The organism is Cellulosimicrobium cellulans (assembly GCF_016921195.1).
In the GTDB taxonomy this organism is placed as follows: domain Bacteria; phylum Actinomycetota; class Actinomycetes; order Actinomycetales; family Cellulomonadaceae; genus Cellulosimicrobium; species Cellulosimicrobium cellulans_F.
The window spans coordinates 20,091-33,927 of record NZ_JAFGYF010000011.1; the positions used below are offsets into that span (position 1 = coordinate 20,091).

The following is a 13,837-nucleotide window of genomic DNA, read 5'->3' on the forward strand; positions in this document are numbered from 1 at the left end:
TCCCCTGCACGGTACCGCCGTGTGGGTGGGCGCTGGCAGGGTGACGCTCGTCGCCGGGACGTCCGGCGGCACCGCGCGCGACGTGCGCCGGGACCCGAGCGAGACCGCGAGGTGCACGATGACGACGACGCCCTGGACGGCGGGACCGCTCCTCGGTCTCGACACCGAGACCACGGGCGTCGACGTCGACGTCGACCGGATCGTCACCGCCGCGCTCGTGCTGCGCGAGCCCGGGTCGACGCACGTGCGCACGTGGCTCCTCGACCCGGGCGTCGAGGTCCCTGACGAGGCGACCGCGATCCACGGCGTCACGACGGCGCACGCGGCCGCCCACGGGACCGCACCCGCCGAGGCGCTGGAGGAGATCGCGACGCTCGTCGTCGACGCGCAGCGCGACGGGGTGCCGCTCGTCGCGTACAACGCCGCGTTCGACCTGTCGCTCCTCGACGCGGAGCTCGTCCGCCACGGCCTGCCGACGCTCGCCGCCCGGCTCGGTCGGCCGGTGCGGCCCGTGCTCGACCCGCTCGTCCTCGACCGGGCGTGGGACCCGGACCGGGAGGGCAAGCGCCGGCTCGTCGACCTGTGCGCGCGCTACGAGGTGCTCGACGTCGGCCCGCTGCACACCGCGGACGCGGACGTGCTCGCCACGCTCGACCTCCTCGACGCCCTCGCGCGCGCCTTCCCGGACGTCGGCGCCCTGGGCCCCGACGCCCTTCACGACCTCCAGGTCGCGGCGCACCGACGCTGGGTCGACGCGCTGGACCCCGAGCGCGAGCCGCCCTACGTCGGGGCCGGCGCGGACGGCCGCTGGCCCTCCTAGCGGAGGGACCCACCGACGAACCCGGCAACGAGCCCGGGGCGTCCGGCCGTCAACTAACTCACGACACGGATGGAGATCGTGTAAGGAACCCGTGATCCCGCGACGGCGGCGTCGCGTCGTCGCGTGAATATCTCATCCATGAGTTATCGTCGCTCGCATGACAGTGATCGACGACGCCCCTCTCACGCAGGTCGGCGCGCTCATCCGCGGCGCCCGCCAGAACCGGGGCCTCACGCAGACCCAGCTCGCCGAGCGGCTGGGCACGAGCCAGAGCGCCGTGCACCGCATCGAGCAGGGCGCCCAGAACCTCAGTCTCGAGATGCTCAACCGCATCAGCCTCGCGCTCGACTCCGAGATCATCAGCCTCGGGGGACCCAAGCACGCGCACCTGCGCGTCCAGGGTGGCCACACGCTGTCCGGGCGCATCGAGGTCAACTCGTCCAAGAACGGTGCGGTCGCGCTCCTGTGCGCGTCGCTGCTCAACCGGGGGCGCACCACGCTGCGCGGCGTCGCCCGCATCGTCGAGGTCGACCGCATCGTCGACGTGCTCCGCTCGATCGGCGTCCGGGCGACCTGGACGACCGGCGGGCGCGACCTCGAGATCGTCGTGCCGGACCAGCTCGGCCTCGCCGCCATCGACGTCGACGCCGCGCGCCGCACGCGCTCGATCATCATGTTCCTCGGCCCGCTGCTCGGGCTCCGCGACACGTTCGAGCTCCCGTACGCGGGCGGCTGCGACCTCGGCACGCGCACCGTGGAGCCCCACATGATCGCCCTGCGGCCGTTCGGCCTCGCGGTCACCGCGACGGGCGGCAACTACCACGCAACGGTGGCCCCGGCGTCGGGCACCGACCTGTCGGTCGTGCTCACCGAGCGCGGCGACACCGTCACCGAGAACGCGCTCATGGCCGCGGCCCGGCGCGACGGCGTGACGACGATCCGCAACGCGAGCCCCAACTACATGGTCCAGGACCTGTGCTTCTACCTGGAGCTGCTCGGCGTCCGGGTGGAGGGCATCGGCACGACGACCCTGCGCGTCCACGGCCGTACCGACATCGACGTGGACGTGGAGTACGCCGTCTCGGAGGACCCGGTCGAGGCGATGAGCCTGCTCACGGCGGGCATCGTCACCGGCTCCGAGATCACGGTGGCCCGCGTCCCGATCGAGTTCATGGAGATCGAGCTCGCCACCCTGTCCGAGATGGGTCTGCGCTACACGCTGAGCCCCGAGTACCTGGCCCGCAACGGCCGGACGCGCCTCGTCGACGTCACCGTGCACCCGAGCGAGCTCCGCGCACCGATCGACAAGATCCACCCGATGCCGTTCCCCGGCCTCAACATCGACAACCTGCCGTTCTTCGCCGTCATCGCCGCGAACGCGCAGGGCACCACGCTCATCCACGACTGGGTCTACGAGGGCCGCGCCATCCACCTCACCGACCTCACGCGCCTCGGCGCCGACGTGCGGCTCCTGGACGCCCACCGGCTCCAGGTCACCGGCCCGACGCGCTGGTCCGGCGCCGAGGTGAGCTGCCCGCCGGCCCTGCGTCCCGCCGTCGTCATCCTGCTCGCGATGCTCGCCGCGAAGGGCACGTCCGTCCTGCGCGGCGTCGACATCATCGCGCGCGGCTACGAGGGTCTGACGGAGCGCCTGCGCGAGCTCGGCGCGAACATCGAGACCTTCCGCGACTGAGTCGACGACCCCACGACGGGCCGGCACCCGCCCGGGGTGCCGGCCCGTCGTGCGTCACTTCGGGTAGACCGCGTCGACCTCCACCTCGACGAGCCAGCCGTTCACCGGGAGGTTCTCGATCTCGAGCGCGAACCGCGACGGCCGCGCGGCGTTGACGACCATCGGGGCGGTCGTGGCGGAGCCGAGCTGGACGTCGATCGGCTTGCCGGTCGCGAGGTTCGTGTTGGCGAAGAACTGCCGGTAGGCGCGGTTCCAGCCGGCGAAGTCCATCTTCTCCTGACCTGCGGGGTTCTGGAGGAAGACGCGCATGGACACGACGTCGTCGTAGGACAGCCCGGCCCGCTCGAGGTTCTCGCCGATCCGCATGAGGACGTTGATCCCCTGCGCCTCGGTGATCGTCACGCCCGCCGGCAGCACCCCTCCGGGGAACACGTCGGTGGGGATGTAGCGCTCCTCGGCACCGGCCCCCGGCGCCGTGTTCATCGCGGAGGGCCCGAGGCCCGAGGACTTGTACCAGGCGACGTTCTTGCCGAACGCGACGCCGTCGGCGATCGACGGGGTGTCGCCGGTGACGAACGAGAAGGACTCGGTGGGCTTCGGCTCGAAGAGCTTCCCTGCGGCGACGGCGGTACCGGGGACGGCCACGGCGGCCGTGACGGCGACGGCGACGACGACCTTGGTGCGGTTCTTCATGCAGGCCTCCAGGCGGGGACGTCGGGCGCCACCCTGACGCCCGCTCCGACGGGCCACGACGGCCGCCGGAGCCGCGACGCTAGACGCCGGCCGTTTCCGGGCCGTGACGGTCGCGTGTCCGCCCGTCGCCGCACGGGCGGGGCACGCTCCGTCCGTGCGGCGCGGTCCCGCGACCCGGCACGACGGCGACGACACGAGACGTTTACGCGAACCCCCGCGCGTTGACGGACGCGAAACGTGCCGGACGCGCGTTCGCGACGACGCCTCCCTAGCGTCGGCGGCGGTGCTGACGGCGGCACCCGGCATCGTGGGCCGGGCACGCCGCCCGTCAGGCCGTGGACGAGAGGCTCTGCCACATGGTCACTGACGAGAAGACGTCCGGCGTCTCGCGCCGCAGCTTCCTCCAGGCCGTCGGGGTCGGCTCCAGCGCCGGCGTCATGTTCGCGACGATGGGTGCGGTCGGGCTCGCGCCGACGGCCGCCGCCCAGCCGCGGAACGAGTCGTGGACACCGCCGCGCGGCAGCGACTTCACCCTGACGGGCCGGTCCGCCAAGAAGGTCGTCGTCGTGGGTGCCGGGCCCGCCGGCCTCGCCTCGGCGTACGAGCTGCAGAAGGCCGGGTACCGGGTGACGGTGCTCGAGGCGCGGCACCGGCCCGGCGGGCGGACGCTGACGATACGCGGAGGCGACTCCGAGACGGACGTCGACGGCGTCACCCAGAAGGCGCGGTTCGCCGACGGCGTGTACATGAACGCGGGCGCGGGCCGCATCGCGCAGTGGATGGTCACCATGGACTACCTGCGCGAGCTGGGCGTGCCCTACGAGGTGTTCACCAACGCGAACGCGGACGCCTACCTCTACAACGAGCGCTCGGGAGCCACGCCCGGCAACCCGGTCCGGTACCGCACGGCCAAGGCGGACGTCTTCGGCTACACGTCGGAGCTGCTCGGCTACGCGACCGACCAGGGCGCGCTCGACCAGAAGCTCACCGCCGCGGACAAGGAGAACCTGCGCGCGTTCCTCCGGTCGTGGGGCTCGCTCCAGGCCGACGGGAGCTACCGGGGCGGCAGCAACCGCGGGTACGCGGTCTACCCGTCCGCCTGGAACGAGCACGGCACGCCCCTGCCGGGCCCGGGCTCGGTGTCGGAGGTGCTCGCCTCGAAGGTCGGGCAGTACTTCCCGTTCGAGATCAACTGGGAGCAGTCGATGCTCATGTTCCAGCCGAAGGGCGGCATGGACACGACCTACGAGTACTTCGTGCGGGCCATCGGCAAGCAGAACGTGCTGCTCAGCTCACCGGTCACCGGGGTGCGGAACACCACGAACGGCGTCACGGTCACCTACACCGCCCCGAACGGCAAGGCACGCCAGATCGACGCGGACTTCGCGGTCGTCTCCGCGCCCGCGGGGCTCATGCGGCGGTGGGACACGAACTGGGGCGCGGACATCGACGCCGCGCTCGGCGAGTTCGCCGTCGGGTCCCCGGCGGGCAAGATCGGGCTCGAGTACCGCTCGCGGTTCTGGGAGGACGACCACCGGATCTACGGCGGCATCACGGAGACCGACATGGACCTCGCCCACGTCTGGTACCCCTCCTACGGGTACGGCGAGCGTCGTGGCCTCGTCATCGGGTACTACAACACCGGCGCCAACGCGCGCTCCTACGCGGACATGACGCCCCGGCAGCGCGAGATGCGCGCCGTCGAGCAGGGCGTCAAGATCCACGGCGAGAAGTACCGGACCGAGCTCGAGAGCTCGTTCTCCATCGCCTGGCACAAGGTGCCCTACATCGAGGGCGCGTGGGCCTACCCGAACACGCAGTCGTCGCGCTTCAAGCAGCTCCAGCAGGGGGCCGGGAACGTGTACTTCGCGGGCGACTGGATGTCGGAGATCTCGGCATGGCAGCACGGCGCGTTCTGGGCGGCCCGCTATGCCGTGCAGGCCCTGCACGCCCGCGTCATGGCGTCGTGAGCCCCGACGCCGTGCCCACGCCGGCGTGACGGCCTCCCCGTGGCGCGACGACGGCCCGGCGTCCGGCCCCGCGAGGGTGCCGGACGCCGGGCCGCGGCGCTGGTGGCGGCGGGCCGTCAGAATCCGGAGTAGTTCGGGGCCTCGGCGGTCACCTGGACGTCGTGCGGGTGGCTCTCCTTGAGCGACGCCGACGTGATGCGGATGAAGCGCCCCTTCTCCTGGAGCTCCGGGACGGTCCGCGCGCCGACGTAGAACATCGTCTGGTGCAGCCCGCCGACGAGCTGGTGCGCGACCGTGCCGAGCGAGCCCTTGTACGGGACCTGGCCCTCGACGCCCTCGGGGACGATCATGTCGTCGCTCGTGACCTCGGCCTGGAAGTAGCGGTCCTTCGAGTAGGACTTCTTCCCGCGCGAGGACATGGCGCCCATGGAGCCCATGCCCCGGTACGCCTTGTACTGCTTGCCGTTGACGAGGATCGTCTCCCCGGGAGACTCCTCGGTGCCCGCGAGCATCGAGCCGAGCATCACCGACTCCGCTCCCGCGACGATCGCCTTGCCGATCTCGCCCGAGTGGCGCATGCCGCCGTCGGCGATGACGGGCACGCCCGCCGGGCGCGCCGCGAGCGACGCCTCGTAGACCGCCGTGACCTGCGGGACGCCCACGCCGGTGACGATGCGCGTCGTGCAGATGGAGCCCGGGCCGACGCCCACCTTGACCGCGTCGGCGCCCGCGTCGACGAACGCCTGGGCGCCCTCGCGCGTCGCGACGTTGCCGCCGATGACCTGGACGTCACGCGTCGCCGGGTCGGACTTCAGCCGCGCGACCATCTCGATGAGCATGCGGACGTTGCCGTGCGCGGTATCCGCGACGAGCACGTCCACGCCCGCGTCGATCAGGGTCGTGGCGCGCTGCCACGCGTCGCCGAAGTAGCCGATCGCCGCGCCGACGAGCAGGCGGCCCTGGCCGTCCTTGGACGCCTGCGGGAACTGCTCGGACTTCACGAAGTCCTTGACGGTGATGAGGCCGGTGAGCCGTCCGTCGGCGTCGACGAGGGGCAGTCGCTCGAGCTTGTGCCTGCGCAGGAGCGCGGTCGCCTCCTCGCGCGAGATGCCGGCCGGGCCCGTGATGAGCGGCTGGGGCGTCATGACCTCGTCGACCTTGGTCGTGGCCCACTCCGCGACGGGCGTGAACCGCAGGTCGCGGTTGGTGACCATCCCGATGAGGCGGCGCTCGGCGTCGACCACGGGGAACCCGGAGATGCGGTACTCGCCCGCCGTCTTGTCGAGCTCCTCGAGCGTCGCGTCCGGGCCGATGGTCACCGGGTTGTCGATGATCCCCGTCTGCGTGCGCTTGACCAGGTCGACCTGGAGCGCCTGGTCCTCGATGGACAGGTTGCGGTGCAGCACACCGATGCCGCCCTGGCGCGCCATCGCGATCGCCATGCGGGACTCCGTCACCGTGTCCATGGCCGCCGAGACGAGCGGCACGCGGATCGAGATCTCGCGCGTCAGGCGCGTCGTGGTGTCGATGTCCGACGGCGCCAGGTCCGAGTAGCCGGGCTGCAGCAGGACGTCGTCGTAGGTGAGACCCAGGAAGCCGAAGGGGTCGCGGTCGGGAGCGGCGGCGGGGACGGGCGAGGCGGTCACACCAGGATTCTACGCCGCGGGGCTCTGCGGTATTCCCGCCGGGACCCGCGTCGTGGCCTCGCCCGCCGCCCGCCCGAGGCCTCAGCGGACGACCGCGAGCAGCTCGTGCAGGAGCCCGGGAAAGCTGCGCACGCGGTGCACGGTGGCGGCGAGCGGGAGGTCGCCGGCGGCCTCGTCGCTCGGCAGGCCGACGAAGAACGGCAGGTTCGGGTTCGCCTCGTGCGCGGCGTGGACGATCCCCAGGTCGGGGCGCGCCTGGGTCGTCACCATGGCGACGGCGGAGGGTCGCACCATGGTGACGATCTCGAGCGTGCGGTGGACGTTCGCCGGGCCCGTGACGATGCGGGCCATCGCGCCGTGCGACGCGAGCGACGCCGCGAGCGCGTGCGCGGCCAGCGGCAGCGGCTCGTCCGGCGCCGCGAACACGAGGACGATCCGGCGCATCCGGCTGGGGTGGTTGCGGGGCGGCCCCCCGGCCGCGACGATCGCCTCCTCGCTCGCCTGCGTGTACTCGCGCAGCGCGCCCAGCGTCGCGTTGGCGAGCACGACCTCGGGGACCTCCCCAGGGCCCGCGAGCACCGTGCGCTCGGCCAGGCGCTCGAGCGCCGGCTCGACGAGGTCGGACCACCACGTCCCGGGATCGCCGCCCGCCGGGATGCGCAGGAGCCGGTCGCACGTGCGCTGGTCGTAGGCGATCGCGGCGTCGACGACGTCGGAGACGCGGGTCGGGCGCGGCGCCTCCCGCACGCCGACGGCGCGCGGGAGGTTCGCCCGCGCGGGCTCCCCCCCGGGGACGGCCCGCAGGAACGGACGCGACGGTGGCGCCGGTTCGGTCGCCGCGTCGTCCGCGTCCAGGTCGTCGTCGAGGTCCGCGCCCTCCGCGCCGTGCTCGTCGAACGAGACGGCGCCGCGGTGGGCGGCGAGCTCGTCGTCGTCCGCCGCCAGAGCCGCCCGGGCCGCGTCGGCCGGCGCGACGCCGTCGAGCGTGAGGCGCCGCATGACGACCAGGCGCGCGACGTCGTCGTCGGTGTAGCGGCGATGGGAGCCCGCACGGTGCTGCGAGGGCCCGAGGCCGTAGCGACGGTCCCACGTCCGCAGGGTCGCGGGCGCGACGCCGAGCCGGCGCGCGACGGCGGCGACGGCGAGGCCGGGGTTCGAGGACATGCTCGGTCGGGCTCCCTCGTGGTCGGGGGCGGACCGGACTGAGGTCATGGATCGATTCTGCCGACCGCCCACCGGTCTCGCCACCTCGTCCAGGTCACAGTCGTGCACCCTTCGCGTCAGCATTGTGCAGGGTTTGTTCACCACACGCGCAAACGCGTCATCGCGCCAACATCGCGTCAGGGTGGGCGCACATCATGGCTCGCTTCGCCCGCTCGACATTCGCACCACTGGGTCGAGTTCGGTCCTGACCTGCCTGTTCACATTTCTGCCACAGGGGACTTGAACAACTTCTGCAACGCTTGTAGGTTGTTCGCCATGGCAGAGATCTCGAGGCTCCCCGGGCCCGTCATGGAGCTGTGGGAATGGCAGTACCAGGGTTCGTGCCGCGACGCGGACGACACGTTGTTCTTCCACCCCGAGGGGGAACGCGGCTCGACGCGACGACGGCGCGCGGAGGCCGCGAAGGCGATCTGCCACTCGTGCCCCGTCATGATGCAGTGCCGCGAGCAGTCGCTCCGCGTGCGCGAGCCGTACGGGGTGTGGGGCGGGCTGAGCGAGGACGAGCGTGCGGCGATCCTCGCCGGCGGCGCTCGCCGCACGGGCTGACCAGCCCGCCGGCACCACCAGCAGACCTGCACGGCACCGGTCCGACGTCGTACCGGGAGCACGTGCGCACGACCCGTGGGAACGGTGGGGCGACCGGCCACGGAACGCAGCAGGGCCCCGCGACCGGACGGTCGCGGGGCCCTGCTGCTGGAACGGGTCGGCGTCAGCCGACCACCACGGCGAGGATGTCGCGCGCGGACAGGACGAGGTAGTCCTCGCCGCCGTACTTGACCTCGGTGCCGCCGTACTTGCTGTAGATGACCTTGTCGCCGACGGTCACGTCGAGCGGGACGCGGTTGCCGTTGTCGTCGACACGGCCCGGACCGACGGCCAGGACCTCGCCCTCCTGGGGCTTCTCCTTGGCGGTGTCCGGGATGACCAGGCCGGATGCGGTCGTGGTCTCGGCCTCGAGGGCCTTCACGACGATCCGGTCCTCGAGCGGCTTGATGGGGACCGACACGTCGGACCTCCCCTTTCGCGGTGAGAACTGCAACGGATGGGTCGAGCGCACCGGCTGGCCGTCGTCGCGGGTGCCGGACAGCCTGGTCGCACGTGGTGCCGCCTCCGCGAACGGTGGCGGCACGCCCTCAAATCTAGGTCGCCGTTAGCACTCGGTCAAGGCGAGTGCCAACGTCCGGTCCTCGGACGATCGGGCTCCCGGCTGCGCGTGGTCCCCGTCCCCCGTGGAAGGATCGACGCCATGGACGCCGCCACGCTGACCAAGCTGCTCAGCCCCGAGGGCTGGGCGCTGCTCGGCGCGCTCCCGCCGTACGACGAGCAGCAGGCGCTCGTGCTCTCGGCAGGGCTGCGCGCGAAGGGCGTCGACCCGGACCTCGCCGCCGCAGCCCTCACCCAGTCCCGGCTGCGGGCCGCGGCGCACGGCAAGCTCGGCGCGTTCGCCGACGGCATGCTCTTCACGCAGGCGGGGCTGGAGCAGGCGAGCCGGCTCGTCGTCGCGGGTCTGCACGCCCGGCGGTACCACGACGCCGGGATCCGCCGCGTCGCGGACCTCACGAGCGGGATCGGCGTCGACGCCCTCGCCTTCGCCGCCGCGGAGCTGGAGGTGCTCGCGACGGACGTCGACGAGCTCACCGCGGCGATCGCGACCGTGAACCTGCGCCACTTCCCCGAGGCCGAGGTGCGCCACGGCGACGGGCTCGCGCTCGACCTCGAGGGCGAGCGGATCGAGGGCGTGTACGCCGACCCGGCGCGCCGGACGCGCGCCGGCACGCGCGTGTTCGACCCGAAGGCGTACGCCCCGCCGCTCGACGCCGTGTGGGCGCTGCGCGAGCGGGTCCCCGCGGTGGGCATCAAGGTCGGCCCCGGCATCCCGCACGCGGGCCTGCCCGAGGACGCCGAGACCGAGTGGGTGTCGGTCGACGGGGACGTGGTGGAGGCGGGGCTCTGGTTCGGCCCGCTCGCGCCCGAGGGACCGGGACGCTCCGCGCTCGTCCTCACGTCGTGGACGGGCCCGGACGGAACCGAGCGCACCACGACACGCCGGATCACCCACCGCCCCGGCGACGAGGACGTCGTCCCCGACGTGGGCGGCGTCGGGCAGTACCTCTACGAGCCCGACGGCGCGGTCATCCGGGCGGGTCTCGTCGCCCACGCGGCGCGCGGGCTGGGCGGGCGGCTGCTCGACCGCACGATCGCGTACGTGACGACCGACTCCCCCGCTCCGCTCGACGCGACCGGGCTCGCCGACGGGCTCGCGCGCGGCTACCGCGTGCTCGACACGATGCCCTTCGGGCTCAAGCGGCTGCGGTCCTACCTGCGCGAGCGCCGCGTGGGACGCCTGACGATCAAGAAGCGGGGCACGGCCGTGACGCCCGAGCAGCTCCGCCGCCAGCTCGCCCTCACGGGCGACGCGACCGCGACGATCGTCCTCACGCGCGTCGGCGGGTCCCAGCAGGTGCTCGTCGTCGAGCCGCTCGCCGCACCCGGCGCCGACGCGCGCCGGGCCGGCACCGGTGAGGACGGGCCGCGGTGACCGCCCTCCCCCGCCGCACGGCGATCCCGTTCGCGCGGTCGGAGCGCTCGACCGTCGGTCTGGAGTGGGAGCTCGCGCTCGTCGACGCCGACTCGGGCGACCTGCGCCAGGTCGCGCAGACGGTCCTCGACGCGGTGCGCCCGGAGGGCGGGGGCACGCACCCGTCGATCAAGCAGGAGCTCCTGCTCAACACGGTCGAGGTCGTGAGCGGCGTGTGCCGCACGGTGGGGGAGGCGGGCCGCGACCTCGTGCGCTCGGTCGAGGAGCTGCGGGCCGTGACGGACCCGCTGCGCGTCGAGCTCATGAGTGCGGGCACGCACCCGTTCGCCCGCTGGGCGCAGCAGAAGGTCACCGACAAGCAGCGCTACACCACCCTCATCGACCGCACGCAGTGGTGGGGGCGGCAGATGCTCATCTACGGGGTGCACGTGCACGTCGGCATCGAGGACCGCGCCAAGGTGCTGCCGATCCAGCGCGCGATGCTCACGACGTTCGCGCACCTGCAGTCGCTCTCGGCGAGCTCGCCGTTCTGGGGCGGCAAGGACACGGGGTACGCGTCGAACCGCGCGCTCATGTTCCAGCAGCTGCCCACCGCGGGGCTCCCGTTCCAGTTCGCCACGTGGGAGGAGCTCGAGGGCTACGTCGCGGACATGCTGCACACCGGGGTGATCGACGCGTTCGACGAGATCCGCTGGGACCTGCGCCCCGCACCACGGTTCGGCACGCTCGAGACGCGCATCTGCGACGGCGTCACGAACATCTCCGAGCTGCTCGCGCTCGCCGCGCTCACGCACTGCCTGGTCGAGCACTTCTCCACGCTGCTCGACGAGGGGCGCGAGCTGCCGAGCATCCCGCCGTGGTTCGCGCAGGAGAACAAGTGGCGCTCCGCGCGCTACGGCATGGACGCGATCGTCATCCTCGACCGCGAGGGCAACGAGGAGCTCGTCACCGACGCCGTCGGGCGCCTGCTCGTCGAGCTCGAGCCCGTCGCCGCGCGCCTCGGGTGCCTGGACGAGCTCGACGGCGTGCGCACGATCGTGCGGCGCGGCGCGTCCTACCAGCGCCAGCGCGCGGTCGCGCGCCGCAACGGGGGCGAGCTGGACGCCGTCGTGCGCTCGCTCGTCGCGGAGATGCGGGCGGGCCGCCCGCTCTGACGGTCCACCGGGGCGGTCAGTAGTCGCGCAGGACCACGCCGAGGTCGGCGGCGCGGTCGGCGAGCCACGTCGGCGACCAGTCGTCGGTGTCGCACGGCGACGACGTGCGGTCCGCCGCCGCCTGCGAGTACCCGCCCCACGACAGCACGCGGCACGTCGCGTCGGTCTCGAGCGCGTGCGTCCACTCCTCGTCCTCCGCGAACCCCGAGTCGACGGCCGACTGGAGCAGGTCGAACTCGTGCCACCACTGGAGCATGTGCGACAGCTCGTGCGCGAGCAGGACCTGCTTGGTCGCCGGGTCGGAGTCCTCGCCCCACCACACGAACAGCACGGTCGGGTGGGCGGGCTGGAAGCAGCCCGCCGATCCCGTCGCGTACGCGTCGTGCTCCGCGACGTGCGCCATGCCGCAGTTGAGCGTCGGGTCGTCGGTGAACACGACCTGCACGCCCTCGTTGGCGGGGTTGAGCGCGAGCAGCCAGGCCGTGGGGTCGGGATGGTCGGGCAGGAAGGGCGTCGTCTGCGCCGCGCCCGGCACGGGGTCGGGCAGCGGCTCGGCGTACTCGCCGGCCTTCCAGGCGGCCTCCACGCCCGTGGCCGACGCGGTCGCGTCCGGGCTCGGGTCCTCCCAGACCGTCGGGGGCGGCACAGCGCCCTCCTGCTCGGTCGGCAGGACCGCGCCGTCGCCGACGGCCTCCTCGCGCAGGCCGTCGACGAGGTAGACGGCCACGGACACCACGAGCACGAGCACGACGGTCACGACCCGCCCGGCACGGCCACGACGGCGGCGCGGCACCTCCCACGAGACCGGGGACGCGCCGTACGCCGGGGCGGTCGCGGTCGGGCTCGCGTGGGCTGGCACGTCGAGCGTCCCGTACGCGGGCACGGGCACGAGGAGCGCCCGGTGCTGCGCCGCCCAGTACGCCGCGGCGTGCTCGGCTCGGACGCGCTCCGGCCCGGGTCGTGCCGCCGCGGCCGCCTGCGCCCACGCGTGGGCGCGACGCAGCGCCTCGTCGGGCGTGAGGCCGGGCTCCGGCGTCACACGTGGGTCACGGTCAGCGGCATCGACGAGTCCACGCCGATGTCGAGGCTCGAGGGCGCCACCCCCGCCCGCACGACCGCCGAGCCGAGCGCGGCGATCATCGCGCCGTTGTCGGTGCAGTAGCGGATCGGCGGGATGCGCAGCTCGATGCCCGCCTCGGCGCAGCGCTTCGCGGCCATGTCGCGCAGCTGCGAGTTCGCGCTGAACCCGCCTCCGACGACGAGCGTCGACACGCCGTGCCGCTCGCACGCCGCGATGGTCTTGGCGGTGAGCACGTCGGCGACGGACTCCGCGAAGGAGGCCGCGACGTCGTGCACGGGGATCTCCTCCCCCGCGTCCTGGCGGGCCTCGACCCAGCGCGCGACGGCCGTCTTGAGACCGGAGAACGAGAAGTCGTACGCGTGCTTCTCCTGGTCCTTGCGGGCGGTGAGCCCGCGCGGGAAGCGGATCGCGGTCGGGTCGCCCTCACGCGCGAGGCGGTCGATGTGCGGGCCGCCGGGGTAGGGCAGGCCGAGCAGGCGCCCGACCTTGTCGAACGCCTCCCCCGCGGCGTCGTCGAGCGTCGAGCCGAGCTCGGTGACCGACGTCGCGACGTCGTCGACGAGCAGCAGCGAGCTGTGCCCTCCGGACACGACGAGCGCCATGACGCGCTCCGGGAACGCGCCGTGCACGAGCTCGTCGACGGCCGCGTGGCCGATGACGTGGTTGACGCCGTAGAGCGGCTTGCCGAGCGCGAGCGCGAGCGCCTTGGCGGCCGCCGCGCCGATCGTCAGCGGGCCGACGAGGCCCGGCCCGGCGGTCACGGCGATCGCGTCGACCTCGGACAGGTCGACGTCGGCCGTGCCGAGGCTGCGCTCGATCGTGGGGATCATCGCCTCGAGGTGGGCCCGCGACGCGACCTCGGGGATGATGCCGCCGTAGCGCGCGTGCTCGTCCATCGAGCTCGCGACCGTGTCGACGAGCAGCTCACGACCGCGGACCAGCGCGACGCCGGTCTCGTCGCAGGACGTCTCGATGCCGAGCACCAGGGGCTCGCCGGAGCTCGCAGAGGAAACCATG

General features: G+C 73.2%; 12 protein-coding genes. 6 read left to right on the forward strand and 6 right to left on the reverse strand.

The features are described from left to right. Positions 1 to 118 precede the first annotated feature (118 nt). Together JN535_RS17560 and JN535_RS17565 are read left to right on the forward strand one after the other, a co-directional pair. Positions 119 to 820, forward strand: coding sequence for an exonuclease domain-containing protein (locus JN535_RS17560; RefSeq protein WP_205207127.1), 702 nt, complete (start codon positions 119 to 121; stop codon positions 818 to 820). Positions 821 to 977: 157 nt separating this feature from the next. Next, the gene (locus JN535_RS17565; protein WP_205207129.1) at positions 978 to 2,513 is read left to right on the forward strand and encodes a helix-turn-helix domain-containing protein; all 1,536 of its coding nucleotides are present in this window, start codon (positions 978 to 980) and stop codon (positions 2,511 to 2,513) included. 54 nt (positions 2,514 to 2,567) lie between these two features. Here the strand turns inward: JN535_RS17565 and JN535_RS17570 are convergent, their stop codons facing one another. Then, a complete protein-coding gene (locus tag JN535_RS17570) occupies positions 2,568 to 3,206 on the reverse strand; it encodes a Rid family hydrolase (RefSeq protein ID WP_205207131.1) in 639 nt (212 codons plus the stop codon). 356 nt (positions 3,207 to 3,562) lie between these two features. On the opposite strand from JN535_RS17570, the gene JN535_RS17575 reads away from it, so the two are divergent. Beyond that, complete coding sequence (locus JN535_RS17575) at positions 3,563 to 5,176, forward strand: flavin monoamine oxidase family protein (protein ID WP_205207132.1); 1,614 nt, start codon at positions 3,563 to 3,565, stop codon at positions 5,174 to 5,176. A 116-nt stretch (positions 5,177 to 5,292) separates the two neighbouring features. Here the strand turns inward: JN535_RS17575 and guaB are convergent, their stop codons facing one another. Both guaB and JN535_RS17585 read right to left on the reverse strand, forming a co-directional pair. After that, complete coding sequence (gene guaB / locus JN535_RS17580) at positions 5,293 to 6,822, reverse strand: IMP dehydrogenase (protein WP_307868910.1); 1,530 nt, start codon at positions 6,820 to 6,822, stop codon at positions 5,293 to 5,295. 81 nt (positions 6,823 to 6,903) lie between these two features. Then, positions 6,904 to 8,034, reverse strand: coding sequence for a MerR family transcriptional regulator (locus JN535_RS17585; protein ID WP_205207134.1), 1,131 nt, complete (start codon positions 8,032 to 8,034; stop codon positions 6,904 to 6,906). 267 nt (positions 8,035 to 8,301) lie between these two features. Here JN535_RS17585 and JN535_RS17590 point away from each other — a divergent pair, with 267 nt between their 5' ends. Further along, on the forward strand, positions 8,302 to 8,592 hold the full coding sequence (locus tag JN535_RS17590; RefSeq protein ID WP_031316449.1) for a WhiB family transcriptional regulator: 291 nt from the start codon (positions 8,302 to 8,304) through the stop codon (positions 8,590 to 8,592). 163 nt (positions 8,593 to 8,755) lie between these two features. Here the strand turns inward: JN535_RS17590 and groES are convergent, their stop codons facing one another. Beyond that, entirely contained in the window at positions 8,756 to 9,052 is a 297-nt protein-coding gene (gene groES, locus JN535_RS17595; RefSeq protein ID WP_021482870.1) for a co-chaperone GroES, read from the reverse strand. Positions 9,053 to 9,292: 240 nt separating this feature from the next. On the opposite strand from groES, the gene JN535_RS17600 reads away from it, so the two are divergent. Together JN535_RS17600 and JN535_RS17605 are read left to right on the forward strand one after the other, a co-directional pair. Next, a complete protein-coding gene (locus JN535_RS17600) occupies positions 9,293 to 10,585 on the forward strand; it encodes a class I SAM-dependent methyltransferase (RefSeq protein ID WP_205207136.1) in 1,293 nt (430 codons plus the stop codon). Then, positions 10,582 to 11,739 carry a glutamate--cysteine ligase gene (locus JN535_RS17605; RefSeq protein WP_307868911.1) on the forward strand — a complete coding sequence of 386 codons (1,158 nt, stop codon included), beginning with the start codon at positions 10,582 to 10,584 and terminating at the stop codon, positions 11,737 to 11,739. The genes JN535_RS17600 and JN535_RS17605 overlap by 4 nt, the downstream gene beginning before the upstream one ends. A gap of 16 nt (positions 11,740 to 11,755) precedes the next feature. Here the strand turns inward: JN535_RS17605 and JN535_RS17610 are convergent, their stop codons facing one another. Next, positions 11,756 to 12,778: a hypothetical protein gene (locus JN535_RS17610; RefSeq protein WP_205207138.1), complete on the reverse strand. Its 1,023-nt coding sequence runs from the start codon at positions 12,776 to 12,778 to the stop codon at positions 11,756 to 11,758. Next, a complete protein-coding gene (tsaD, locus tag JN535_RS17615; RefSeq protein WP_205207140.1) occupies positions 12,775 to 13,836 on the reverse strand; it encodes a tRNA (adenosine(37)-N6)-threonylcarbamoyltransferase complex transferase subunit TsaD in 1,062 nt (353 codons plus the stop codon). The genes JN535_RS17610 and tsaD overlap by 4 nt, the downstream gene beginning before the upstream one ends. Between the last annotated feature and the right edge of the window lies 1 nt (position 13,837).